Annotated in this window: 20 protein-coding genes, 1 tRNA gene, 1 pseudogene and 1 riboswitch; of the genes and pseudogenes, 4 read left to right on the top strand and 18 right to left on the bottom strand. The window is 69.6% G+C overall.

The genetic code is table 11. The annotated features are described in order from the left end of the window. Positions 1-76 precede the first annotated feature (76 nt). From AB0M62_RS02210 to AB0M62_RS02200, 3 genes and pseudogenes are all read right to left on the bottom strand, one after another. Entirely contained in the window at positions 77-454 is a 378-nt protein-coding gene (locus tag AB0M62_RS02210) for a hypothetical protein (protein WP_366072139.1), read from the bottom strand. 34 nt (positions 455-488) lie between these two features. After that, positions 489-1,199: a transposase gene (locus tag AB0M62_RS02205; protein ID WP_366072138.1), complete on the bottom strand. Its 711-nt coding sequence runs from the start codon at positions 1,197-1,199 to the stop codon at positions 489-491. A 268-nt stretch (positions 1,200-1,467) separates the two neighbouring features. Beyond that, positions 1,468-1,803: pseudogene (locus AB0M62_RS02200) on the bottom strand (transposase); the annotation flags it as partial. Between AB0M62_RS02200 and AB0M62_RS02195 the strand changes: the two are divergent. Then, positions 1,690-2,388, top strand: coding sequence for a transposase domain-containing protein (locus AB0M62_RS02195; protein ID WP_366072137.1), 699 nt, complete (start codon positions 1,690-1,692; stop codon positions 2,386-2,388). The pseudogene AB0M62_RS02200 and the gene AB0M62_RS02195 overlap by 114 nt on opposite strands. A 287-nt stretch (positions 2,389-2,675) precedes the next feature. On the opposite strand, the gene AB0M62_RS02190 is transcribed toward AB0M62_RS02195, so the two are convergent. Then, positions 2,676-2,758 (bottom strand) — tRNA-Leu (locus AB0M62_RS02190). A gap of 369 nt (positions 2,759-3,127) precedes the next feature. Between AB0M62_RS02190 and AB0M62_RS02185 the strand changes: the two genes are divergently transcribed. Together AB0M62_RS02185 and AB0M62_RS02180 are read left to right on the top strand one after the other, a co-directional pair. Next, positions 3,128-3,898 carry an ABC transporter ATP-binding protein gene (locus AB0M62_RS02185; RefSeq protein ID WP_366072136.1) on the top strand — a complete coding sequence of 257 codons (771 nt, stop codon included), beginning with the start codon at positions 3,128-3,130 and terminating at the stop codon, positions 3,896-3,898. A 52-nt stretch (positions 3,899-3,950) separates the two neighbouring features. Further along, entirely contained in the window at positions 3,951-6,491 is a 2,541-nt protein-coding gene (locus tag AB0M62_RS02180; protein ID WP_366072135.1) for an FtsX-like permease family protein, read from the top strand. A 112-nt stretch (positions 6,492-6,603) separates the two neighbouring features. Here the strand turns inward: AB0M62_RS02180 and AB0M62_RS02175 are convergent, their stop codons facing one another. The 10 genes from AB0M62_RS02175 to AB0M62_RS02130 form a co-directional block, all read right to left on the bottom strand. Continuing rightward, a complete protein-coding gene (locus tag AB0M62_RS02175) occupies positions 6,604-7,812 on the bottom strand; it encodes a phospholipase D-like domain-containing protein (protein WP_366072134.1) in 1,209 nt (402 codons plus the stop codon). Between the two features lie 204 nt (positions 7,813-8,016). Continuing rightward, positions 8,017-9,384 carry a cyclopropane-fatty-acyl-phospholipid synthase family protein gene (locus tag AB0M62_RS02170; protein WP_366072133.1) on the bottom strand — a complete coding sequence of 456 codons (1,368 nt, stop codon included), beginning with the start codon at positions 9,382-9,384 and terminating at the stop codon, positions 8,017-8,019. A gap of 263 nt (positions 9,385-9,647) precedes the next feature. Continuing rightward, complete coding sequence (locus tag AB0M62_RS02165) at positions 9,648-11,036, bottom strand: NAD(P)/FAD-dependent oxidoreductase (protein ID WP_366072132.1); 1,389 nt, start codon at positions 11,034-11,036, stop codon at positions 9,648-9,650. A gap of 472 nt (positions 11,037-11,508) precedes the next feature. Beyond that, on the bottom strand, positions 11,509-12,450 hold the full coding sequence (locus AB0M62_RS02160; protein ID WP_366072131.1) for a Ppx/GppA phosphatase family protein: 942 nt from the start codon (positions 12,448-12,450) through the stop codon (positions 11,509-11,511). After that, the gene (locus AB0M62_RS02155) at positions 12,447-13,094 is read right to left on the bottom strand and encodes a DUF501 domain-containing protein (protein ID WP_366072130.1); all 648 of its coding nucleotides are present in this window, start codon (positions 13,092-13,094) and stop codon (positions 12,447-12,449) included. Before AB0M62_RS02155 ends, AB0M62_RS02160 begins: the two co-directional genes overlap by 4 nt. 76 nt (positions 13,095-13,170) lie before the next feature. Continuing rightward, the gene (locus tag AB0M62_RS02150) at positions 13,171-13,647 is read right to left on the bottom strand and encodes a septum formation initiator family protein (RefSeq protein WP_366072129.1); all 477 of its coding nucleotides are present in this window, start codon (positions 13,645-13,647) and stop codon (positions 13,171-13,173) included. Between the two features lie 113 nt (positions 13,648-13,760). Further along, positions 13,761-15,044, bottom strand: a complete 1,284-nt coding sequence (eno, locus tag AB0M62_RS02145) for a phosphopyruvate hydratase (protein ID WP_366072128.1) — start codon at positions 15,042-15,044, stop codon at positions 13,761-13,763. A gap of 297 nt (positions 15,045-15,341) precedes the next feature. Then, positions 15,342-16,025, bottom strand: coding sequence for a transglycosylase family protein (locus tag AB0M62_RS02140; RefSeq protein WP_366072127.1), 684 nt, complete (start codon positions 16,023-16,025; stop codon positions 15,342-15,344). Between the two features lie 4 nt (positions 16,026-16,029). Beyond that, positions 16,030-16,197, bottom strand: a riboswitch (cyclic di-AMP (ydaO/yuaA leader). Between the two features lie 265 nt (positions 16,198-16,462). Then, on the bottom strand, positions 16,463-17,386 hold the full coding sequence (locus tag AB0M62_RS02135) for a transglycosylase family protein (RefSeq protein ID WP_366072126.1): 924 nt from the start codon (positions 17,384-17,386) through the stop codon (positions 16,463-16,465). Positions 17,387-17,479: 93 nt separating this feature from the next. Beyond that, positions 17,480-18,751 (bottom strand): cytochrome P450, encoded by a 1,272-nt coding sequence (locus AB0M62_RS02130; RefSeq protein ID WP_366072125.1) that lies wholly within the window; start codon positions 18,749-18,751, stop codon positions 17,480-17,482. A 113-nt stretch (positions 18,752-18,864) separates the two neighbouring features. Here AB0M62_RS02130 and AB0M62_RS02125 point away from each other — a divergent pair, with 113 nt between their 5' ends. Continuing rightward, positions 18,865-20,091: a globin domain-containing protein gene (locus AB0M62_RS02125; RefSeq protein WP_366072124.1), complete on the top strand. Its 1,227-nt coding sequence runs from the start codon at positions 18,865-18,867 to the stop codon at positions 20,089-20,091. Between the two features lie 113 nt (positions 20,092-20,204). On the opposite strand, the gene AB0M62_RS02120 is transcribed toward AB0M62_RS02125, so the two are convergent. The 4 genes from AB0M62_RS02120 to AB0M62_RS02105 form a co-directional block, all read right to left on the bottom strand. Next, entirely contained in the window at positions 20,205-21,203 is a 999-nt protein-coding gene (locus tag AB0M62_RS02120) for a nucleoside triphosphate pyrophosphohydrolase (RefSeq protein ID WP_366072123.1), read from the bottom strand. A gap of 34 nt (positions 21,204-21,237) precedes the next feature. Continuing rightward, positions 21,238-21,888 (bottom strand): SurA N-terminal domain-containing protein, encoded by a 651-nt coding sequence (locus AB0M62_RS02115; protein WP_366072122.1) that lies wholly within the window; start codon positions 21,886-21,888, stop codon positions 21,238-21,240. Positions 21,889-22,051: 163 nt separating this feature from the next. Further along, complete coding sequence (locus tag AB0M62_RS02110; RefSeq protein WP_366072249.1) at positions 22,052-23,551, bottom strand: serine/threonine-protein kinase; 1,500 nt, start codon at positions 23,549-23,551, stop codon at positions 22,052-22,054. Between the two features lie 8 nt (positions 23,552-23,559). Further along, positions 23,560-24,165 (bottom strand): hypothetical protein, encoded by a 606-nt coding sequence (locus AB0M62_RS02105; RefSeq protein ID WP_366072121.1) that lies wholly within the window; start codon positions 24,163-24,165, stop codon positions 23,560-23,562. Between the last annotated feature and the right edge of the window lie 42 nt (positions 24,166-24,207).

Here is a 24,207-nt window from a genome sequence, read left to right as displayed (position 1 = left end):
GCGCCCGGAGTACGACCTATCCCAGGCCTCAGACCGTGTTTGAGATCTGCCATGAGGCCGCTGCTGGACGCTGTGTTCAGCAACTTTCCTCGATATAGAGGAGTGTGAGGCCGTCTGTGGAGACGAACTCATACGGGGTGTAACTAGGTATGCAGTCCGCCATGAGCCGGTCCTTGATCTGGTTCCAGGCCGCGAGCCGGTCAGTTGCGGGCACGTGGCGGAATTCTCCTCCGCCGGCTTCTCCGATGATCAGCGCATCCGCTTGGGTCGCCAGACGCTGGGTGAGCCGTCGGTGGAGCGGGCCTCGGACCTTCCGCCAGAGTTGGCCCTCGTCGTCGACGAACTCCTCACGGCCGGCGGGCGACCGCACCCATTCGACGGGCGGGTCCGGGGCCGGTGGCAACGAGGCCACTATCTCGGCCAGTGTCGCGTTGCGCGGACGCTTATTGGGCATGGCTGCACTCTTCCAAGTGTTGCGGCACGATGCCTCATGGTTCTGTGTGCCTGAGAGGCCGTGGTCCTGACCGGATGGCCGGTCCCCGCCGGGTGAGCCGGCGGACTATGACGCCGATCATGGCCCAGCGGATCATGGTCTCGGCGTGAGCGGTGTGGTGCTCGTAGTCGCGAGCCAGGCGGCGGTGGGCAGTGAGCCAGGCAAAAGTGCGCTCGACGGCCCATCTCTTGGGCTGGACCTGGAAGCCTCGCTGTCCGGGGTCCTTGCGGACGATCTCCAGGGAACGCTTGAGGGTGGTGGCCGCCCAGTCGACCAGGCGACCGGCGAAACCTTGATCCGCCCAGACCTTCAGCACGGTGGGGTGGTCCAGCCGTGTCCACAACAGGGATCGCTTGGCCCCGTCGCGGTCCTGGACACTGGCCGTCACGACGTGGACGGTCAGCAGCAGACCGAGGGTATCGGTGACGATGAACCGCTTCCGGCCCTTGACCTTCTTGCCCGCGTCGAAGCCGCGAGTCATGCTCGGGACCGTGTCGGCGGTGCGTATTGACTGGGAGTCGATCAGTCCGGCCGCTGCCCAGGCGCATCCGGTGCGTACCACGATCGCGTCCACCGTCCGGCGTCGCGGATGCTTCTCCCGCCGCCCGCCCTTCGGCCCCGTCCGCGGCGCAGGCAGCAACGGCTCCACCAACGCCCACTGCTCATCGGTCAGGTCCGACGGATAATCCTGCCCAGCACCGCTCACGTCGAGATCAACGAGCACCCACGGCCTGCGGCACGACAGATCTCAAACGCGCTCTCAGACCGCGTCGTTGAGTTGAAGCGCCATCAGGACGCACCTGGACGAAAGGGCGCGGTGATGACGGGCGCTCTCCGCAGCTATGCGTATCCCGAATTGGGCACCCGCGCCACGGTGGACGATCTCCCCGCCAGTCGGTAGGTCGAATGCGCGTCGTGCATCGACTGGCAGGACATCGAGCACACGACTGAGCCGCAGGCGTGGACGGAGGCTCGTTCATCCATGAGTGCGTGCGCTCGACCACCCAGCGCTTGCCTGCCTCGATCGGGGCCGGTACGCCCTTGCGTGCGATCTCGGCGGTGAATCCCAACCTTGTTATCAGTGAACGGGACTTGGCACTGTCGTAGCCGCGGTCGAGGTTGACGTTGACCGTCGTCGGCATCGCGCCGACTTGAGCCTTCGCCGCGTCCAGGGTGGGACCGAGCAGGGGCGAGTCATGCCGGTTGGCGCCGTCGGAGACGATCCCGAGCGGGACGCCGCACGCGTCGGAGGCAACCGAGCGCTTCAGTCCCTGCTTGCCGCGGTCGACCAGGGAGCGCCCTGCCTTCTCGACCGAACCCACAGCGGCCGCCTATTGCCGGTCGGTCTTAGGCGGCTGTGCCTCGTTGTCTTCTGTGTGGCGAGGGTAGGGCAGGTCAGGGTGCCTGCGGGTGAGCGGTTGTCGGACCGGATCGTGATCGGGGTGCTGACGCAGGCGTTTCCGCCTCATCTGGTTGATGAGGTGATCGCTGAGACCGGCCGGGTCGAGCAGCGCAGTCGCCTGCTGCCGGCACGGGTGGTGGTCTATTTCATCCTCGCGATGTGCCTGTTCTTCGGGCAGGGATACGAAGAGGTCGCCCGGCTGCTGGGCGAAGGGCTGGGTGGCGCGGGGCGGTCGTGGCGGGTGCCGACGACCGCCGCGATCGGCCGGGCACGCCGACGGCTGGGCACAGAGCCGTTGAAGGCATCTCCTTGTGCACCGAGCCGCGCCAGACTTTCGTCTTCGCCATCTGGTTCACGCAGGCCGACACCGTCGCCTTTGAGAAATGCTCCGTGCTGCGGACGTCGCACTTCCCGCACGTCGGCAGGAGATACGTCCGCAACTCCTTCTCGATCGCGTCGCGGTAGTAGTCCTCGACGCCCGTCCGGTTCTTGATCGACTCCAGCGCGTACGTCTCGAAGACGTACCGCGCATCGTCGCCGGCCGCCGGGTCGATGTACCCCTTGCCCTTCACCCACCCAGGAGGCCACTGCTGCTTGTTGTCGTCCACGGCCTTCTTGAAGACTTCGGCCGACGGCTCGTCATCGAACCGCTCCGACTGGAACGGGCCCGTGCGGGGACGAGATGCTAGGCGCACCGTGCGCCCACGGTGCGCCCAACGGTGCAGAGAGTGACAGCGGAAATCGGACGTTTCCGCTTGTCACGTGCCGTGCGTCGTGCAGTGCCCGGAACCGGACTTGAACCGGTACGGCCCGAAGGGCCAGCGAGGTTTAAGCTCGCCGTGTCTGCATTCCACCATCCGGGCAGGGCGTGCGGCTCTGTAAAGCGCAGGGTGAGCCTATCGGGACACATCGCCCGAACAGTTGGGCCACTTCCCGATGTTGTCTTATTTTATTGGCGCTTGAGGGTGTGTCAGGGCAGGGGATCCGCTGTCGGCACATGCCGCACGGCCTGCTCGGGGGTACCTGCCGGGCAGCCGGAAATGACGGAATTTCGACTGCCCGTGCTCCGCCCCGTCTCAGGGGCGGTGTCATCCCCAGGGAGGATGGACGGCCCTTCCGGTCAGACTCGAGAGGGCTCAGGGAACGGTCACGCGGACTGATCCCCCGACGCCGCCGGGCCGCGAGGATGGAGCAGTCCCCAGAGATTCGCCGTTCCCGACAGGAGCTCCTCCGTGACCACGACCCCCATCGCCGACCGCGCCACCGCTGTGGCGGCTCGCGCCACAGAACTGTCCAAGGTGTACGGACAGGGCGAGACCCAGGTGGTCGCCCTGGACCGGGTCACCGTGGAGTTCCCGCAGAGCGAGTTCACCGCGATCATGGGGCCGTCCGGCTCCGGAAAGTCGACCCTGATGCACTGCGTGGCCGGCCTGGACAGCTTCAGCAGCGGCTCCGTACGGATCGGTGACACCGAGCTCGGCGCGCTCAAGGACAAGCAGCTCACGCAGCTGCGCCGGGACAAGATCGGCTTCATCTTCCAGGCCTTCAACCTGCTGCCGACGCTGACGGCCGCGGAGAACATCACGCTGCCGATGGACATCGCGGGCCGCAAGCCCGACAAGCAGTGGCTGGAGAACGTGATCCGCATGGTGGGTCTGTCGGACCGGCTGAGCCACCGGCCGACCCAGCTCTCCGGCGGCCAGCAGCAGCGCGTCGCGGTGGCCCGTGCGCTGGCGAGCCGTCCCGAGATCATCTTCGGTGATGAGCCGACCGGAAACCTCGACTCGCGCTCCGGCGCCGAAGTGCTCGGCTTCCTGCGGAACTCCGTGCGCGAGCTGGGCCAGACCGTCGTCATGGTGACGCACGACCCGGTGGCCGCCTCGTACGCGGACCGCGTGATCTTCCTCGCCGACGGCCGCATCGTCGACGAGATGCTGCGACCCACCGCCGACGGCGTGCTGGACCGTATGAAGGCCTTCGACGCAAAGGGCCGTACGAGCTGATCAACCGCGCCCGCTGATCGACTGCTCCGGCCCACAACACCAGGACTTCCACATGTTCCGTACCGCCTTGCGCAACGTGCTCGCGCACAAGGCCAGGCTGCTGATGACCGTACTCGCCGTGATGCTCGGCGTGGCCTTCGTCTCCGGCACTCTGGTCTTCACCGACACCCTCGACAATGCCTACCGCAACCAGTCGGCGAAGAGCTACGACAACGTCGCCGTCTCCGTCACCTCCTACGCCGACCCCACAGCCCGTAAGGCGGACGGCAAGGAGGAGCCCGGGATCGGCACGAAGACCCTCGAGAAGATCGAGGGGATCGACGGGGTCGCCTCCGCCACCGGCCGCGTCGACGGCTTCGCCGGTGTAGCCGACCCCGACGGCAGGCTCATCGGCAACGGCTGGTCCAACAAGGGCGGGAACTTTGCGCCCGGCAAGGACGGCAAGGACGGCGCGTACAGCTTCACCCGGGGCAGCGGCCCGGTGAAGGACAGCCAGATCGCGCTTGACAAGGACTCCGCGACCAAGGGCAAGTACCAGGTCGGCGACACGGTGCGGGTCGCCACCAACGGCCCGGTGAAGGAGTACACCCTCTCCGGTGTCTTCACCACCGAGGACGGCGCGGTCAACGCCGGCGGCAGCCTGGTCCTTTTCGACACCGAGGTCGCCCAGCAGCTCTACCTCAAGCCGGGCTACTACCAGAGCGTGACCGTCGCCGCCGAGTCGGGCGCCTCGGCGCAGAAGATCCTGGACGAGGTCGAGCCACTGCTCCCGGACAACGCCGAGGCACAGACCGGTAAGGAGCTCGCGGACGACCAGGCCAAGCAGATCGAGGAGGGGCTGTCCGGCCTCAACCAGATGCTGCTCGCCTTCGCCGCGATCGCCCTCTTCGTCGGCGTCTTCCTGATCTCCAACACCTTCTCGATGCTGGTCGCCCAGCGCACCAAGGAGCTGGCGCTGCTGCGCGCCGTCGGCGCCTCCCGCAAACAGGTCAGCCGCTCGGTACTGAGCGAGGCCCTGGTGGTCGGCGTGGTCGCTTCGGTGATCGGATTCGTACTCGGCATCGGGCTGGCGACCGCGCTGCGCTCCGCGATGAGCTCCTTCGGCGCCAAGGTCCCGAACGGTTCGCTCATCGTCGCGCCCACCACCATCGCCGCCGCGCTCGGCGTCGGCGTGCTGATCACCATGTTCGCCGCCTGGCTGCCCGCACGCCGGGCCGCGAAGATCCCGCCGGTGGCGGCCATGGGCAGTGCCCACCTGCCGGCGACCACCAAGTCCCTGGTGCTGCGGAACTCCATCGGTGCCGTGGTGACCCTGCTCGGTGCGGCCACGATCGTCGCGGGTGCGGCGGCCGGCAAGGACGGTAAGATGATCATCGGGGCCGGCGCCTTCCTGGCGCTGATCGGTGTGATCGTCCTTATCCCGCTGCTCTCCCGGCCCGTCATCGCTCTCGTACGGCCGCTGCTGCGGCGTCTGTTCGGGGTCTCCGGAAATCTGGCGAGCCGGAACGCGGTCCGCAACCCGCGTCGCACCGGCGCCACCGCCTCCGCGCTGGCCATCGGACTCACCCTGGTCACCGGGCTCTCGGTGCTCGGCGTCACGATGGGCCGGGCCGTGGACAAGATGACCACGGACAACATCAGGGCCGACTACATGGTCACCATGGCCAGCGGCGGCGGCCTGGACGAGTCCGTCGTCAGCGCGCTGGAGAAGGCGCCGGGGGTACAGGCGGTGTCCCCGCAGCAGTCCTCGTACTTCAAGATCAAGGACACCCACAAGTCGGTCTCCGGTGTCGTCCCCGGCGACATCGAGAAGCTCATCAACATCCGGACCGTCTCCGGATCGCTGGACACGCTGGGCAGCGGCCAGATCGCGGTGGCCGAGAAGACGGCGAAGTCCAACGGCTGGAAGCCCGGCGACACGCTCGCGGTCGAGTACGCCGACGGCAAGAAGGCGCAGCTGACCGTCGGCGCGACGTACAAGGACAACGAGTTCGTCTCGCCGGTCCTCATCTCCACCTCGCTGCTCGCCCCGCACGAGGAGAAGCCGCACATCCCCGAGGTCTGGGTCAAGACCGACGGCGGAATGAGCAAGGCCGCGGAGCAGGCCGTCGTCGACGCGCTGGGTGACAATCCCGCCATCAGCGTGATGGACCAGCAGGACATCCGGAACACCTTCGGCGGCATGATCAACACCGCTCTGAACATCATGTACGGACTGCTGGCGATGGCTCTGATCATCGCGGTGCTGGGTGTGGTCAACACCCTGGCCATGTCGGTGTTCGAGCGCCAGCAGGAGATCGGCATGCTGCGGGCGATCGGTCTCGACCGCCGTCGGGTCAAGCGGATGATCCGGCTGGAGGCCGTGGTGATCTCGCTCTTCGGCGCGGTCATCGGCGTCGGCCTCGGCACTTTCCTGGGCTGGGCGATCGGCCAGACGGTCAAGAGCTCGGTCCCCGGCTACGCCCTGGTCATCCCGTGGGACCGGATCGGCCTCTTCCTGGCGCTGGCCGCGCTGGTGGGCATCCTGGCCGCGATGTGGCCGGCGCGCAGCGCCGCGAGGCTCAACATGCTGACCGCGATCAAGACGGAGTAGCGGCTCGGTACGTACCGGGGTACGCACGCAGAAGGGCCCTGGAAACCGCCAAGACGGCAGCGGGGCCCTTCTACTTGTGCGGACGGGAGGGGACGGGAGGGGGCCAGGAACCCTATGACCCCGCGCAGTAGCTCATCAGCTGGTCGTGGTTGGCCTTGAACTGGTCGTACAGCGCGGCATTGTCGATCTTCAGCAGCGTCTCGTCGTTCGCGCGAAGCGCCGGGTAGGTGTAGTTGTGGCTGCCCGCGAAGACCAGCTTCTTGCCCGCCACGCCGTCGTACACGCCTTTGACCAGCAGGTACTTGGAGTGCAGGCCGGCCTTCGCGACGCCCGCGCCGCGGTCCTCGTAGCACTCCACCCGCTGGGTCAGCTTGCCGGAGACGGTGGACTCCACGACCGTGCCCATCGCGCCGGGGGTGCCGTCGTGCGCCAAGGTGACGGAGCACCCGGCGTTCTTGAGGGCGACGAGACGCTGCGCGACGGCGTTACGGGTGAAGAGGTTGGCCGCCATGCGCACCTCCGTGCCGCCGGCGCAGCCGACGTTGTCGAGGATCAGCTTGACCGTGTCCGTGGACGGATCGTTGTTGAACTCGGTGCCCGCGGCTTCCTGGCGCGGGAAGAAGTACGTCTTGTACGCGCCGCTCGACGGGGTCTTGTAATAGTGGCTCAGCCCGGCCCCGGTTCCGTACTTCAGCAGGTCGGCGAAGTACGCCTGGTACAGGTCGTACAGTCCGCCGTCGACGATCGTCACCGCGTTGTTGAAGAGGTCGGTGCGCTGGAGGTTGGTCATGTTGGCCGACGTCTGCACGACGACCTTGTTCGCGCCTCCCACCTGGGAGAACAGAAAGAACTTGTTGTGGTTGATGGTGCCGTCGGAATCCGCGGCAAGCGCCCGGCTTCCGATGCAGCCGCGCTGAGCCGGACAGGCCAGGACCCAGGAGGACTTGGTCCGGTCGGTCCCGAGGCCCGCGGCGAGGTTCCCGTACTCGCCGCCGGTCATCGTCGCCGAGGTGTGGTCCAGGATCACCTTGACCGAGACGCCCCGGTCCTTGGCGGCCAGCAGGGCGTTGCGGACCGTGTCCTCGGTGAAGGTATACATCGAGACGGTGATCGACGTGCCGGGCTGCGCGTCGTCGATCAGACCGACGACGTGGTCCCGGACCCGGTTCTGTTCCGTCGCGGTGCCGCCCGGATGGTTGAACGTGGCGGTCGTGGTGACGGCGAGCGCCTCGGAAACGGCGGACGCCGAGGTGGCGGAGAGGGTGACGACGGATATGAGCGCGGCAGCGAGGGCCGGCAGCCACGAGGCGGGGCGACGCAAAGGAGCTCCTTCGATCTGATGAATACATGACAAATCAGACACCGAGTGGCCCTTTGGCACACGAAAGGGAGGCGGGATCGCGGAGCCACATGGCCTCAGCGAGCCCGCCTCCTCGTCCGAGCCCGAAGTTTCGAACGTATCAACGCCGTCCACCCGGGCACCAATTGCCCACCGGCCTATCGGTGGGCGCGAGCAGCGGACGTATCAGGGGGCGATGCCATCGGTTTTGGTGCGGTCGGTTTCGACGCGGTCTTCGGCGCGGTCCGTGCGGTCGTCCGCCGCCCGGTTCCAGGTCCGCGCGCGCAAGGGCATGCCCGTACGGCCGTCCGAGCCGGTGCGGACCGCCAGGACCTGGTTGACCCCGATGCGGTTGCGCTCGAAGGACAGTGCTGAAGCCGCCATGTAGAGCCGCCAGATGCGCGCCCGGCCCGGCGAGGTGTACCGGACCGCGTCCCGCCAGTGCGCTTCCAGGTTCGCGACCCAGGCGCGCAGGGTCAGCGCGTAATGCTCCCGGATCGACTCGACGTCGCGCACCTCGAAGCCCGCTTCCTCCAGCGTCCCGACCGTACGGCCCAGCGGAGCCAGCTCCCCGTCCGGGAAAACGTACGCGTCGATGAACTCGTCCACCCGGTATGCGGACTCGTCCTTCTCCGGGCGCCGTGCGATCTGGTGGTTGAGCAGTCGGCCACCGGGCTTCAGCAGGCCGAAGAGGGCGTCCGCGTACTCGCGGTAGCGCGCGGAGCCCACGTGCTCGGCCATTCCGATCGACGAAATCGCCTCGTAGGGCCCGTCGTTGACGTCGCGGTAGTCCTGGACGCGGATCTCGATCCGGTCGGTGAGCCCCTCCTCCGCGATGCGCTTACGGGCGTAAGCGGCCTGCTCGCGCGACAGCGTGATACCGGTGACGCGCACCCCGAACTCCCCCGCCGCGTGAATCGCCATCGACCCCCAGCCGCAGCCGACGTCCAGCAGCCGGTCGCCCTCCTTCAGGGCCAGCTTCCGGCAGACCAGATCGAGCTTGTCGCGCTGGGCGCTCTCGAGAGTGGAGCCCTCGTCCCAGTACGCGCACGAATAGACCATGGACGGGCCGAGGACCCGCTCGTAGAAGTCGTTGCCGACGTCGTAGTGATGGCTGATGGCCTGGCGGTCGCGGTGCTTGGTGTGCAGCGGACCGCTGCGGCGCCGGATCTCCTCGGCAGGCGGGGGCGGCGGCAGCCACGGCCCGGCCAATGACACCAACTCCCGTGCGGCCGCACGGAGCCTGGGGTCCCGTACGGATTCCAGCGCACCCCGCCCGTCGCGGCCGCGCTGCCACAGCAGGCCGGCCAGCCGGTCCATCGTCTCGTACAGGTCGCCCTCGACGTCGAGCTCCCCGGCCACCCAGGCGCGGGCGAGGCCGAGCTCCCCCGGCCGCCACATCAGTCTCCGCACCGCGCGGCGGTGGCGGATGACCAGAGTCGGCGCGCCGGGCGGACCCGACTCACTTCCGTCCCAGGCCCGGATGCGGACCGGGAACGGAGTCCCGAGCAGCTCGTCGGCGAGAGCAGTCAGCCGCAGCGCGGCGTCGGCCATGGCGCACACCTCCGTGACGGTGTAATCCCCAGTAGTGCCGTACCCCACGGTAAACACCAGCAGGGTCCAAATGCAGTCCCGTTGCGGCGTGTGGGAAGTCGGAGGGGCGGAAATACGCCGAAGGGCGCCCGCACCACGGATGGCGGGCGCCCTTCGGCGTTCTGAACGTACGTGCGGTCCTGGCCCCAGGGGCAGACAGCTCCAGGAGGCGTCCGGCCCCAGGATGTGTCCCGCCCCAGGGCGTCGGGCCCCAGGGCGGGGCCCTAGGAGGCCTTCGCCTTCTCCGACTTGTCGGCGGCCGGAGCCGCGGCGACCGGAGCCGGCTTGGCGGCCTCGTAGAACTCCTCGCGAGGAGTCTCCATGGCGCCGAGAGAGACGACCTCGCGCTTGAGGAACATCGCCAGAGTCCAGTCGGCCAGGACGCGGATTTTACGGTTCCAGGTCGGCACGGCCATGCCGTGGTAGGTACGGTGCATGTACCAGGCGAGCCGGCCCTTGAGCTTGATCTTCATCTTGCCTATGACGATCATTGCGACGCCCTTGTGGAGGCCGAGACCCGCCACCGCTCCCTTGTTGGCGTGCTCGTACGTCTGCTGCGGGAAGCCGCGCATCCCGGAGATGACGTTGTCGCCGAGGACCTTGGCCTGGCGCAGCGCGTGCTGGGCGTTCGGCGGGCACCAGGCGTTGTGGACGCCGGCCTTGCGGGCGGCGACGTCGGGGACCTGGGCGTTGTCGCCGCCGGCCCAGATGTAGTCGGTGCCCTGGACCTGAAGGGTCGCTGCGGTGTCCACGTGGCCGCGCGGGCCGAGCGGCAGGCCGAAGCGGGCCAGCGCGGGGTTGGGCTTCACGCCGGCGGTCCACACGATGGTGTTGGAGTCGACCTCGAGGCCGTTCTTCAGCACCACGTGGCCGTCCACGCAGGAGTCCATGGAGGTGTTCAGGTAGATCTCGATGCCGCGGCCCTCGAGGTGCTCCTTGCCCCACTTGCCCAGCTGCGGGCCGACCTCGGGAAGGATCTTGTCCGCCGCGTCCACCAGGACGAAGCGCATGTCCTCGCGCTTCACGCCGGTGTAGTACTTCGCGGCGTCGCGGGCCATGTCCTCGACCTCGCCGATGGTCTCCGCGCCGGCGAAGCCGCCGCCCACGAAGACGAACGTGAGCGCCTTGCGGCGGACGTTCTCATCGGTCGTCGAGTCGGCCTTGTCGAGCTGCTCGAGGACGTGGTTGCGCAGGCCGATGGCCTCCTCGACACCCTTCATGCCGATGCCCTGCTCGGCGAGGCCGGGGATCGGGAAGGTGCGGGAGACCGCGCCGAGCGCGACGATCAGGTAGTCGAAGGGCAGCTCATAGGCCTCGCCGACGAGCGGCGTGACCATGGCGACCTTGCGGTCCTGGTCGATGGTCGTGACCCGGCCGGTGAGTACCTCGGCCTTGGGCAGCACGCGTCGCAGCGGGACGACGACGTGCCGCGGCGAGATGCTGCCGGCGGCGGCTTCGGGGAGGAAGGGCTGGTACGTCATGTACGAGCGCGGATCGACGACCGTGACGGTCGCCTCCCGGTACCGCATCTTCTTCAGAATGCGGCGTGCCGCGTACAGGCCTACGTACCCACCGCCTACAACGAGGATCCTGGGACGCTCCGTGGTGCTCATGATTCGAGTATCCAGCACCCACAGGGGGGTCGCTCGTGAGCCCCTTCACAAGCTCCTCCCGCCCTTCTGCTACACTCCGCCGCCCACGTGACCGAGGTCATGGCGCGGCGGGGGAACCAGGGTGTACAGGAGGACGTTGTTCACCCCCGCTGAACTGGTCCTCCGCCATCCGTCCGGCACTGGACCACCGGGTCGCCGCACCCGCGCACCCGGCGCCCGGAACCGTCCGGTTCGCGCATGCCGGGGGCCTGTGAGCCGCTTATCCGGGGCTTACGGCACCCCTGTGCGGGCAACAGACCCCTTTTCCTTGTGAAGAACTTCACGAACTTTTTCGCGAGGGCCGGCCGGAGGACCCCCGGACGCGCCCGTTCCGGCCTGTGGCGCCCCTGCCGGGGCCGTCCCGGCGCCGACCGGAAGCGAGTCCCGGAGCCGTGCGGGGGCCCGGCGTACGTCCGGCCCCCCGCCCACGCCGTCAGGCGACGGACCAGGCGATCCCGTCGAGGATGTCGTGCTCACTGACGACGACCTCTTCGGCGCCGGTCCGCTTCATGATCTCCAGCAGGACGAGAGCGCCCGCGGCGATGACGTCCACCCGGCCCGGATGCATCACGGGAATGGCCGCCCGCTCCTCGTGGGTCGAGGTCAGCAGCATGCCGGTGATCTCGTCGACCTGCGCCAGGGAGATCCGCGAGTGGTGGATGGCGGCGGAGTCGTACGCGCGCAGACCGAGCGCGATCGCGGCGACCGTGGTGACCGAGCCGGCCAGCCCCACCAGCGTCTTCGCCTCGCTGAGCGGAACCGTCTCTTCCACCAGATCGAGCGCGGCCCGGATGTCCTCGCGTATGGCGGTGATCTGCGCGGCGGTGGGCGGATCGGACACCACACCGTCCTGTACAAGATGACGCTCGGTCATCCGCACACAGCCGACGTCGACGGACCGGGCTGCGCGCACGTGGTCGTCCCCGACGACGAACTCCGTCGAACCGCCCCCGATGTCCACCACGAGGTACGGCTTCGCCAGATCCGCCCGGCCGGTCAGCTCCTTGGTGGCGCCGGTGAAGGAGAACTCGGCCTCCTGGTCCCCGGTGATCACCTCGGGCTCGACGCCGAGGATGTCCAGCACCCCCCGCACGAAGTCGTCCCGGTTCTCGGCGTCACGGGAGGCGGAGGTGGCCACGAAACGCACCCTCTGCGCTCCCTGCGCCTTGATCGCGGCGGCGTACTCGCGGCAGGCCGCGAAGGTCCGCTCCAGCGCCTCGGGCGCGAGCCGCCCGGTCCGGTCGACCCCCTGGCCGAGCCGGACGATGGTCATCCGCCGGTCGAGGTCGGTCAGTTCGCCCGTCGCCGGGTTGGCGTCGGCGATGAGCAGCCGGATGGAGTTCGTACCGCAGTCGATGGCGGCCACGCGGGTCACTGGGCGTTCCCTTCGACCGACTTGAACGCGACATCGCCCTGACCGGCCGCGTCGTCAGCGCCCTCGTCGGCGCTCTCGCCAGCGCCGTCGCCGGTGGTCCCGGCCTGAGAACCGCCGCCCTGCTGCGGGCCGCACGGGCTGACACAGGGGCCCTTGGCCCACCACTCGGGCAGCATCGCGAGGGCCTCGTCGCCCAGCGGATTCACTCCTGGGCCCGCCGCCAGCGAGTGCGCGACGAGGACATGCAGGCACTTCACCCGGTCCGGCATGCCGCCCGCGCTCGGGAAGCCCTGGAGCACCTCGATCGCGTCGCGGCGCTCGATGTAGTCCTCGTGCGCGGCGCGGTACGCCGCGGCCAGTTCGGGGTCCTCGGCGAGGCGGTCCTGCATCTCCTTCATGACACCCCCGCCCTCAAGCGTGCCGATCGCACCGGCGGCTCGCGGGCACGTCAGGTAGTAGAGCGTCGGGAACGGCGTGCCGTCCTCGAGGCGCGGGGCTGTCTCGACCACGTCCGGCTGCCCGCAGGGGCAGCGGTGGGCGATGGCGCGCAGCCCGCGCGGCGGGCGGCCGAGCTGCTCCTTGAACGCGGCGATGTCCGCGTCCGTCGGCTCGGTCCGGTCGGTCTGGGGCGGGGGCGTGTCCATGCCTGGAAAAGTCTCTTCGTTCGCGGTTCGGTGATGGGGTGGGACGAGGTCCGGCTCGGGGACCGGTGTGCGGCGGTCAGTCGTCGGTGCGGTCGGCCGTGTCGACGCCGTCCCAGACGTTCGAGTACCAGGGCCGCTCCGCTGCGCCCTGGTCGGCGTGGCGCCGGTCGCCGGCCGCGGGGTCGATCATGGTGTAGCCGGTCTCCCCCGGACGTACATAGTGCAGGTGCTCGCGCGCCTGCTGCTCCACGAAGGCGGGATCCTGCCAGCGGGCCTTCTGGTCGCGCAGCTCCTCGAGCCCCTCCCGCGCCCGGTCCGCCTCTCGCTGCTGCTCGGCGATGTCGGAGCGCTGGGAGACGTACTGGCGCATCGGATACGCGAGCGCCACGACCAGCGTGCACAGCACCAGCGCGAGCAGCGCGGCCCGGCCGGTGAGCCGGCTGCGGCGGATCTGCCGGCGGGTCTGGGAACGGTAGACGCGGGCGGCGGTCCGCTCGCCGATCAGCCGGATCCTGGTCGCGGTGGAGTACCGGTCGCGGCTCTTTCCGGCCATGTCTCCCGCCTCCCCTGCCGTTACGCGCGTACGTCCCCGGACACGGTACGGGACCGCGGCCGGGGACGTACGTACGACTGGCTGTGCTGTTACGCCTTGCCTGCGCCTTGGCGTTACGCGGAACGGAAGCGCGGGAACGCGCTGCGGCCGGCGTACACCGCCGCGTCGTCGAGGATCTCCTCGATGCGCAGCAACTGGTTGTACTTGGCGACGCGCTCGGAGCGGGCCGGGGCGCCGGTCTTGATCTGGCCGCAGTTGGTGGCGACGGCCAGGTCGGCGATGGTGACGTCCTCGGTCTCGCCGGAGCGGTGCGACATCATGCACTTGAAGCCGTTGCGCTGGGCCAGCTCGACGGCGTCCAGGGTCTCGGTCAGCGAACCGATCTGGTTCACCTTGACGAGCAGGGCGTTCGCGGAGCCCTCCTCGATGCCTCGGGCAAGCCGCTCCGGGTTGGTGACGAACAGGTCGTCGCCGACCAGCTGGACCTTGGAGCCGAGCTTGTCGGTGATGGCCTTCCAGCCGGCCCAGTCGTCCTCGAACAGCGGGTCCTCGATGGAGACGAGCGGGTACGAGGCGACGAGCTCCTCGTAGTACTCGGTCATCTCGGCGGCCGAGCGGGACTTGCCCTCGAACTCGTACGCGCCGTCCTTGTAGAACTCTGAGGCGGCGCAGTCGAGCGCGAGCGCGATGTCCTTGCCGGGCTCGTAGCCGGCCTGCCGGACGGCCTCGAGGATGAGGTCCAGCGCGGCCCGGTTGGATTCGAGGTTCGGCGCGAAGCCGCCCTCGTCGCCGAGGCCGGTGGAGAGCCCCTTCTCCTTCAGGACCTTCTTCAGGGTGTGGTAGACCTCGGTGCCCCAGCGCAGGGCCTCGGAGAAGGACTCGGCGCCGATCGGCGCGATCATGAACTCCTGGATGTCCACGTTGGAGTCGGCGTGCGAGCCGCCGTTCAGGATGTTCATCATCGGAACGGGCAGAAGGTGCGCGTTCGGGCCGCCGAGGTAGCGGAAGAGCGGCAGGTCGGATGCCTCGGAGGCGGCGTGCGCGACGGCGAGGGAGACGCCGAGGATGGCGTTGGCGCCGAGCGAGGACTTGTCCGGGGTGGCGTCCAGGTCGAACATCGCCTGGTCGATCAGACGCTGCTCGGTGGCGTCGTACCCGACGAGCTCCGGGCCGATCTGCTCGATGACGGCGAGGACGGCCCTCTCGACGCCCTTGCCGTGGTAGCGGTTCGGGTCACCGTCGCGAAGCTCGAGGGCCTCGAACGCTCCGGTGGAAGCACCGGACGGAACTGCAGCACGACCCGTGCTGCCGTCGTCGAGGCCGACCTCGACCTCGACCGTGGGGTTGCCTCGGGAGTCCAGGATTTCCCGGGCTACGACGACGTCGATGGACGGCACGAGCATCTCCTTCTGGGATGTGACGCTATGAGTGCAGGGTCTCATTGGCCTTGCGCCATGAGCCTAACCGGCTCCGGGGCACAGGTCGGCCGACCGCCCGGCCCCTGGGACGAAAACAGCCCCGAATAACCGCGGTCCGGTACATAAGGACCACGCGGTACTGGACAGTAATGCGCGGCACCGGCCAGTAATACAGAAGCCCCGGCCCGGCGCGCACGGGGGAAAGCGCGCCGGACCGGGGCTGTTTCTGGGGTGGGACCGGTCTCCGCCGAGGCGGGTCCCGGCCGGGGGCGGTTGTCAGCCGAGGTGCAGCTGCTGGCCCGGGTGGATGACGTCGGCGTCCTCGACGATGTCCTTGTTCAGCTCGAACAGCTTCTCCCAGCCGCCCTTTACCTTCTCAGCCTGGGCGATCTCGGCGAGGGTGTCGCCGGCCTTCACCTTGTACTCGCCGTCGCCCTTCTTGAAGGACTGGGCGGCCTTGGGGGCCTCGGAGCGGGCCTCGGAGCGGCTCGCCTTGGCCGGCTCGGCGCGCTTCTCGGCCGGCTTCGCGGGCTTCGGCTGCGCGGCCGGCTTCGCGGCGCCGGTGTCGACACCCGGGTCCACACCGTCGTTGGTCAGGTTGCCGGCGCCGGCGCAGGCCCAGGCACCCGGGCCCTGCATGTCGAGAAGCACCTCGGCGGTGGCGATCTGCTGGTTCTTGGTCGCGAGGTCGGCGCGGGAGGCGTACTTCGTACCGCCGGCGGCTGCCCAGCTGGACTGCGAGAACTGCAGGCCGCCGTAGTAGCCGTTGCCGGTGTTGATCGACCAGTTGCCGCCGGACTCGCACTGGGCCACAGCGTCCCAGGTGGCGACGGAGGCGGCGGACGCCGAGGTGGCGCCCATCAGCGGGACGGCGACAGCCGCGCCGGCGACGCCGGCGAGCGTGGCGATACGGGCGACCTTGGACGACCGGCGGTGCTTGCCTGTGCTGGATGCCAGCATGGAGTTGTCTCCTCACCGACGCCTACGAGGTGAGCTGTCGGGTTCGGGCCAAGTGAGTTGCCCGGCCGCGCGTCTGGCGCGACTTCACCCCAAGCCGGTCAGCTGCCGTCTCAACGGCCGCGTCCGGCACCTACCTTGGGTCCCCCGCTCCTGCCAACGGCGCTTTACGCGTCGAAATATTTCCCCCGTCCGTCGGCAGGATTCGGCGTGACGGTCGAAGGAGCCCGCGGTGCGAGCGGTTCAGACCGTAGACACAGGCATCCCCGATGTTCAATGCCGAACATCGGGGAGAAAACGCCCATACCCATATCCGCGAAACGGTCATTTCCGCAGGTGAGAGGCGAAAGTGCGAGACCGGGCGGACGAGACGCCCCAGTTGGCCCGAAGAGACTCATGTCTCACTTGAGCAAACTAGGACATAAAGTCCCGAACTCCCCCTACTTTGGGGTTATATCGAGACCCAGGTCGAGGCTCTGGCCAGGAAGGATGAGGTCCGGCTCGGCACCGATGACGGTCTCGTTGGCCTCGTAGATCGCGGACCACCCGCCCGCCACATCCTTCTTGTCGGCGATGTCCCAGAGGTTGTCGCCGGGAAGGACGGTGTACGTGTCCGCCTCCGCCCCAGCCCCGCCGCGCGTCGCATCCGCGTCACGGGAGGCGTGCCGTCCGGTGTCGCGGTCGCCTGCCGCGCCGTCCGGCCCGGCTGTCTCACCGGCGGCCGGCGCGCCCCGGTGCTTGCCCGCTCCGGACCCGGCCCCCGGGGTCGATGCGGCGTCAGGCGTGGTGGACGCGGCAGGAGAGGAACTGCCGCTCTTATCCGACTTGCCTGCATTAGGGGTGTTCGCCCCTGTGGAAGCCTTGGGCGCCCCGGACGCCGCAGGCGCGGTGGGCTCGTCCGCCGGAGTGGCCTCCGAAGGCCGCACGGGCGCGGGGCCGACCGACATGTCCTCCGTCGGCAGGCCCGGGTCGACATCGGCGATCAGGCCACCCTGGGTCAGCCCCGCGCTGCCGGCACAGCTCGGCCAGGCCTGCGGCCCCTGTGCGGCGAGAACCTTCTCCGCGACGGCGATCTGCTGAGCGCGGCTGGCGAGGTCCGCCTGCGGCGCGTAGGACAGCCCGCCGAACTCCTCCCACGTCTGCTGGCTGAACTGGAGCCCGCCGTAGTACCCGTTGCCGAGGTCGGCGCTCCAAGTGCCGCCGCTCTCGCATTCGGCGACGCGGTCCCAGGTGGAGACGTCGGCAGCGCTGGCGCCGGTGGCACCGAGCAGCGGGATCGCGATGGCGGAGCCGGTCACGCCGGCCGCGACGATGAGGGCGGGGGCTTGACGTGGGCGCCGGTGGCGGCCGTTCCCGGAGCGCATGCGGTGGCCTTCCGTGTGACAGCTGAGACGACGGTGAACGTAGCGGTACTCGAACGCTTGTCACAAGTCGGTGCAGGGGAGATCACGTGAAGGTCACGCATGTGACGTTTCGTCAGCTCTCGCGGGGGTGAACTCCACCGGCAAAGTGCGCAGTCCGCGCATGATGAGACCGCCCCGCCAGCGCAAATCGGCTGGATCCACCGCCAGCCGCAGGTCAGGGACGCGGCGCAGCAGAGTCGCGAGGGCCGTCCGCCCCTCCAGCCTGGCCAGCGGCGCACCCAGGCAGTAATGGATGCCGTGTCCGTATCCGAGGTGGGGGTTGTCACGCCGGGAGAGGTCGAGCACATCCGGCTGGTCGAACCGCTCCGGGTCCCGGTCCGCCGCGGCCAGGACGACGAGTACGGGATCGCCCGCGGCGATGGCCTGCCCGCCGAGCGTCAGTGGCTCGGTCGCGAACCGCCAGGTCGCCAGCTCCACCGGCCCGTCGTAGCGCAGGAGTTCCTCCACTCCGGTGGCCAGCAGCGTGGTCTCGCCGGCGACCAGGGAGTTCTGCAGCCGCTCGCGCTGCTCGGGGTGACGCAACAGGGCGTACACACCGTTGCCGATCAGATTGACCGTTGTCTCGAAACCGGCGAAGAGCAGGATGAATGCCATCGCGGCGGCCTCGTTCTCGGTGAGGTGTTCGCCGTGATCACTTGCCCGGATGAGACCCGAAATCAGATCCTCTCCCGGATCCTCCCTTTTACGGTGAATCAGCTCCGCGAGATAGTTCCGCATCCGCTTCACCGACCGGGCCACTCCGCCCCGCGGCCCGCCGCCGTGCCGGATCATCATGCCGGCCCAGTCACGGAAGTCGTCCTGGTCCTCCCGCGGTACGCCGAGCATGTCGCAGATCGCGTAGATGGGCAGCGGGAAGGCGAACTCGTGGATGAGATCGGCCGACCCCTTCCGGACGAAGTCGTCGATGAGCCGGTCTGTCAGTTCCTGCACGCGAGGCGCGAACTCCGCCACCACGCGCGGGGTGAACGCCTTGGACACCAGCCGCCGCAGCCGGGTGTGGTCCGGCGGATCGATGTTCAGCAGGTGGGTCATCAGCTCGGCCTTGCGCTCACCGGGGATCCCGGTCTTCCCCTTGGCGTGCGCGGGCTCGGCGTGATGCGCCGGGTTCTTGCTGAGCCGCTGGTCGGCGAGGGCCTGCCGGGCATCCGCGTACCGGGTCACCAGCCAGGCCTCGACCCCGCTGGGCAGCGCGGTCCGGTGGACGGGCGCGTGCTCGCGCAGCCAGGCGTACGCCGGATAGGGGTCGGTGGCGAACTCCCAGCTGAACAGGGTGGGGGTCGGGCCGGCGGCGGTCTCGTCATGCACGCCCCGACCGTATCTCCCTCACCTCGCGTCCTCTATGGGCGGTTCGACGCAGACTGTCCATGGATCGGCCACCCCTTGACCCCGGAGACGGTCCCGCTCCTACTTTCACCTCTGTGGATGTGAAGATCTTGAAGAGCAGTTTCGCCGTGGTGGAACGGCGGGCCGAGGACGCCGTGAAGTTCTTCTACTCGCACCTGTTCTGGCATCACCCGGGCCTGCGCGCCCTCTTCCCGGCCGGCCACGAGGACATGCAGCGTCAGCGCGACCGGCTCTTCGCCGCCCTGACCCATGTCGTGGCGCATCTCGAAGACCCTTCACTCCCCGGCTATCTGCAGGACCTCGGCCGCGACCACCGCAAGTTCCTCGTCGGCCCCGAGCACTACACGGCGGTCGGCACCAGCCTGATCGCCGCGCTCGCGGAGGCGTCCGGCAGCGCGTGGACTCCGGTCGTGGAGAAGGCGTGGACGGAGGCGTACGCCGTCCTGGCCGACGCCATGATCGCCGGCGCCGAATCGACGGACGAGCCGCCCTGGTGGGACGCCGAGATAGTCCGGCATCTGCGGTACGGCGACGGCGTCGCGGTGCTCACCCTGCTCCCGGAGCAGCCCTTGCCCTACACGCCCGGCCAGTACGTGAGCGTCAGCAGCGCCCGGGCGCCCGGCACTTGGCGCACCTATTCCATAGCCAACGCCCCGCGCGCCGACCTCACCGTCGATCTGCACATCAGCCGTGTGGAGGGCGGCCGGCTCAGCACCGCTCTGGTGCGGGACGCGCGCGAGGGCGAGGTGCTGCGGCTCGGGGCGGCGGGCGGTGCGATGACACTGGACACGGAATCGGCTCGGCCGGTCACCTTCGTCGCGGCCGGTACGGGCTGGTCCCCGGTCAAGGCCATGCTCGAAGAACTGGCCGCCAGGCCCGTGGGACCGTCCACGCCGGAGGTGCGGCTCTTCGCCGTCGCGCGCGATGCCGCGTGCCTCTACGACCGTCCGGCTGTCGAGGCGCTCCAGGACGCGTCCCCCTGGCCGGCCGTCACCTACATCACCCCCGCGCCCGGCCGCCCCGGCACCCACGCGACCGAGCGGCTGGCCGCCGCGCTGGCCACCCGTGGAAACTGGCCGGCCCAGGACGTCTTCATCAGCGGCCCTGCCGCGTTCATCGAAGAGATCGCCGAGGTGGTGGCGCAGCTCGGCGCGGACGAGTCCCGGACCTTCTACGACTCCGTGCCCGCCACCGGCGAGCAGCTGACGCGGCAGCTCGGTCCCGGAGCGTGGTTCCTGACCCCGCCGGACCCCGGCTGGCACAACCCAGCAGCCCGCACGCCCCGGTCGCCGAACGACTGAGCCGCGGAACCGCCGGGCTGACGGGGCCGCAAAGCCGCCGAGGCGCCGAGGCGCCGGGGCCGGTGAACCGCTGAGCCGCCGGAACCGCTGAGCCGCTGAGCCGCTGCCCAGCCCTACCGATCCGCCTCCCAAGCCGCTTCCGCCGCGCGGATCGCGTCCCGGTAGACCCGGGCCGCCGCGCGCAAGGCCGTCTCCGGGTCGGTGCCCTGGCTCTCCGCACGTACGGCCATGGCCAGCAGCTCGTATCCGATGCCCTCACCCACCGGAAGCGCCATCTCCATGCCGGCGGTACGGGCCCGGGAGGCGAGCTTGGCGGCGAGTGCGAGGCCGGGCTGGCCGAGCGGGATGCCCTCGGTCACCGAACTGCGCTGCTTCTCGATCGCCTTCGTGCGTAGCCAGTGCTCCTTGACCTCCTCCGGGGTCTCGGCGGTGTCGTCGCCGAAGACGTGCGGGTGGCGGTGGATCAGCTTCTCGACGATGGTGGCCGCGACGTCGTCGATCGAGAACGGCTCGTCCGGGTCGTCCTGCGCGATCCGCGCGTGGAAGACGACCTGGAGCAGCACGTCGCCGAGCTCCTCGCGCAGCTCGTCGCGGTCGCCGTCCTCGATAGCCTCGACGAGTTCGTAGGCCTCCTCGATGCCGTACTTCGCCAGGCCGCGGTGGGTCTGGGTGGACGACCATGGGCACTCGGCCCTGATCCGGTCCATGACCTGGACGAGGTCGAGGAGGCGGGCGCCGGGCAGGTCGTAGGAGGCGGGCAGCAGCTCCAGGTCCGGCATCTGCACCCGGCCGGAGCCGGCCAGCCGGGCCAGCCCGTCGGTCAGCAGCTGGTCGCCCTCGCCGGACGGGACGACGACGACCGTGCGGCCGCCGGCGCAGGCGTCCACCAGCTCTCCCGCCTCCGGCGCGGACCGCTCGACCGTGATCCCCGCCTCACCGAGGTACGGCAGCTGCGGGTGGCCGGGGTCGGCACACAGCACGCGGTCGGCGGCGTGCAGCGTCTGCCACGCGGACCAGGACAGCAGTCCTGGTGCCACCCGGTGGCTGGTGGTGAGGAGAACGATGCGGCCGGGGGACGCGGCAGGGGCGTCGGAGGGAGCTTGTGCAGTCACCCCTCGAACGTACCCCGGCCGCTCCGGGTGCCGGTCACGCGCCCGCGGGCGCCTGGTCCTGCTCGGTCACCTGAGTGATCCACGGCGTCTTGGACCCGGTCAGTTGGATCTTCCGGTCGTCCCAGGCGCCGTAGCGCGGGTTGACGTCTACGCCGATGGCCTTGGAGGTGCCGGCCAGGGAATCGACGATCTTCGCCTGGCCCTCGGGCGTACCGAGGTCGGCGCCCAGCGCGGCGGCGAGCTTGGTCACCAGAACGTCCTCGCGCAGCGCCTGGTTGATCTGACCCGGTGCCACTCCGCGCTGCTGGAGCATCAGCTGTTTCAGCAGTTCGGCGCCGCCGGCCTGTTTCTCGGCGTCCTTGCGCGCGGTCTGCAGGTCCTTGGGGCTGACCTCCACACCGGCGTCCTCGGCGGCCCGTTCCAGGATCCGGTCGAGGATCATGGAGTTGAGCTTCGCCTGGGGCAGCCGGCCGGTGTTCTGGATGAGCTGCTCGGCCTGCGGTGAACCGTTCTGCGCTTCCCGGACATCCTTCACCTGCGCCTGCAGCGAGGACACCGCGATCCGTTCACCACCCACCACGGCCGCCGTGCCCGGATGGGCCTCGCCGCCGCAGGCGGTCAGCAGCGGGACGGCGCCCAGGAGCGCGGCGGAGACGGTGAGCGCGGTGCGACGGCGGCGGTGCAAAGGAGCCTCCCGGCGTGATTGTGCTTCGGTGCACAAAGACCCTGCGTTGATCGATGTTAGGCAGTCGGTGTGGCTTCGGCCACTGATTCGGCCAACGATTCGGGAGGACTTCCGGATGCGCGGAGACCCCGGAGACCTGGAAGCCCCCGGAGACCCCGGACGGTCAGCCGCGTACTTGGCCCAGCCAGTGCAGGGTGCGGCGGATCTCCGCCGGGAAGGGGTGGTTCGGGCCGTGCAGCCGCTCGGCGTCGAACAGCAGCCGGGCCAGTGTGTCGTGGGCGGCGGGCCGGTCGCCGAGGGCGAGCAGCAGATGCCCGATGCGGCGGCGGACCTCCAGCGGCAGTTCCAGGTCGCTGTTGGCGTACCGGTTCTCGAAGTAAGGCAGGAGGGCCCGGTATTCGGCGAGCGCCGCGGCCGGTTCGCCGAGCTGCTCCAGACACTGGGCCGCCTCGTAACGGAAGCGCAGCGACTGCGGGTCTGCGGCCCCGGATTCGGCGGCGCGCTCGTCGGCGAGACGGCGCAGTTCCGGCAGGGCGCGCCGGTACTGGCCGTCGTCCATGAGTGTCGCCGCGTACTGCTTGCGCAGTGTCCGGACCACCGGTGAGTGCTCGCCGTGCTTGGCGGCGGCCGCGGGGAGGATGCCGCCGAGGATGTCGACGGCCTGGGTGATGCGTCCCTCGCCGAGGAGCCGTTTGACCTCGTCCACGGCTTCGGCGACGTCGGGCTGCGCGGGAGCGGGCTGGACCACCTGTGCGGGCGGGGTGGCAGCGCGGTCGGGCCAGGGAGCGTGCGGGCGGAGGAAGGGGCGGGTGGGGTCGAGCGGGCCGGACGGCATCCCCCGGGTCGGCAGCAGGGGGGCGAGGGACTCGTACACCTCCTGGGCGGTGGCGGGGCGGTGCTGCGGGTCCTTGGAGAGCAGGCGCAGGACGATCGCCTCGAGCTGGTCCGGGACCTCTGGCCGCAGCTGGCGGACCGGGAGCGGCGGCTCGTACAGATGGCGGTGGAGGACGCCCAGCGCGGTGGAGCCGGCGAACGGCACGTTCCCGCTGAGCAGCTCGTGCAACAGGACGCCGAGGGCGTACAGGTCGGTGTACGGGCCGACGGCGCCGCCCATCGCCTGCTCGGGAGCCATGTAGGCCGGGCTGCCGATCGGGGAACCGGTGTGCGTGAGGCGCGTGGTGTCGGTGTCCAGGACGGAGGCGACGCCGAGGTCGAGCACGGTGACCGTGCCGTCCGGCTTGACCATCACGTTCCGCGGCTTGAGGTCACGGTGGACGATCGGCACGGCGTGCACGGCGGAGAGCACCGCGCACAGCTGCGCGGCGACGGCGACGGCCCACTGCCAGGGGTACGGGTCGTGCTCGGCGAGATGGTCGGCAAGGTCGGCCCCCTCGCAGTACTGCATGACGAGGAAGAGGTCGTCCTCCTCGCTGCCCGCGTCGTGCACGGTGACCAGTCCCGGGTGGTCCACCTGCGCGGTGACCCGGCACTCGCGCACGAACCGGCGGCGCATCTCGTCGGCGTCGTCGGCACCCGCCATCCGGTCCGGACGCAGCAGTTTGACGGCGACGCGGCGGTCGAGGCGCTGGTCGTACGCCGTCCAGACCTGTCCCATGCCGCCCTGGCCGATGATCGTGGCGAGCTGGTAGCGACCGGCGACGATCCGCCCGCTCACCTGCCCTCCTCACGGCGGAGGTAGTCGCTGAGTTCGTCGAGCTCGGCACGGACCTGGTCGATGCGCGGGGGTGCCGGGTGCTGGGGCTGGGGCTGCGGCGGCATGGGTGCCGGCGCCGGAGTGGGCGGGGGCGTGGGGGTGGGCGTGGGCGCCGGGGCGGTGTGCCGGGGCGGGTAGCCGTAGCCGGGCTGCGGCGGGGGCATCGGCATGCTCTGCTGCGGGGCCGGCGGCGGGTAGTAGCCGGGGTACAGAGGTGTGTGCGGGCTGTAGTGGCGGAAGTCAGCGTAGAGGAAGTACGCGATGGCGGCGGCGCCCGTCGAGAGCATGCCGATCATGCCGGCGTTCCCCTGAGGGGTGCTGAAGTCGTCGGTGTTGTCCATGGACAGCAGGACGATCCAGGTGATGTTGAGCGCGACGTTGGCGCAGAACAGGAGCCAGTTCAGCCGGCTGCGGGTCACGACGGCGACCCGCAGCGTCGGGGCCCAGGCGAGGAAACCGCAGCTCAGCAGCGGCAACGCCACGAAGATCACACGCAGGACGACGAGCGTCCCGGGCGAGGGGCGTTGAGGCTGCGGCGGCTGCGTAAAGCCGTGGCCTTGCATGCTGCTCCTGATGGGCCAGGTGGGGGACGTCCGCGGATGCGG

The sequence above is a fragment of the Streptomyces sp. NPDC051219 genome, from assembly GCF_040682335.1.
In the GTDB taxonomy this organism is placed as follows: domain Bacteria; phylum Actinomycetota; class Actinomycetes; order Streptomycetales; family Streptomycetaceae; genus Streptomyces.
This window is presented reverse-complemented; position numbering and strand designations above follow the sequence as displayed.

What these genes read in the sequence shown, in the direction of transcription:
- AB0M62_RS02210 (WP_366072139.1), bottom strand. Translation starts at nt 454, where the DNA reads ATGCCCAATAAGCGTCCGCGCAACGCGACACTGGCCGAGATAGTGGCC.
- AB0M62_RS02195 (WP_366072137.1), top strand. Translation starts at nt 1,690, where the DNA reads ATGCCGGTTGGCGCCGTCGGAGACGATCCCGAGCGGGACGCCGCACGC.
- AB0M62_RS02180 (WP_366072135.1), top strand. Translation starts at nt 3,951, where the DNA reads ATGTTCCGTACCGCCTTGCGCAACGTGCTCGCGCACAAGGCCAGGCTG.
- AB0M62_RS02170 (WP_366072133.1), bottom strand. Translation starts at nt 9,384, where the DNA reads ATGGCCGACGCCGCGCTGCGGCTGACTGCTCTCGCCGACGAGCTGCTC.
- AB0M62_RS02165 (WP_366072132.1), bottom strand. Translation starts at nt 11,036, where the DNA reads ATGAGCACCACGGAGCGTCCCAGGATCCTCGTTGTAGGCGGTGGGTAC.
- AB0M62_RS02155 (WP_366072130.1), bottom strand. Translation starts at nt 13,094, where the DNA reads ATGGACACGCCCCCGCCCCAGACCGACCGGACCGAGCCGACGGACGCG.
- AB0M62_RS02150 (WP_366072129.1), bottom strand. Translation starts at nt 13,647, where the DNA reads ATGGCCGGAAAGAGCCGCGACCGGTACTCCACCGCGACCAGGATCCGG.
- AB0M62_RS02140 (WP_366072127.1), bottom strand. Translation starts at nt 16,025, where the DNA reads ATGCTGGCATCCAGCACAGGCAAGCACCGCCGGTCGTCCAAGGTCGCC.
- AB0M62_RS02135 (WP_366072126.1), bottom strand. Translation starts at nt 17,386, where the DNA reads ATGCGCTCCGGGAACGGCCGCCACCGGCGCCCACGTCAAGCCCCCGCC.
- AB0M62_RS02105 (WP_366072121.1), bottom strand. Translation starts at nt 24,165, where the DNA reads ATGCAAGGCCACGGCTTTACGCAGCCGCCGCAGCCTCAACGCCCCTCG.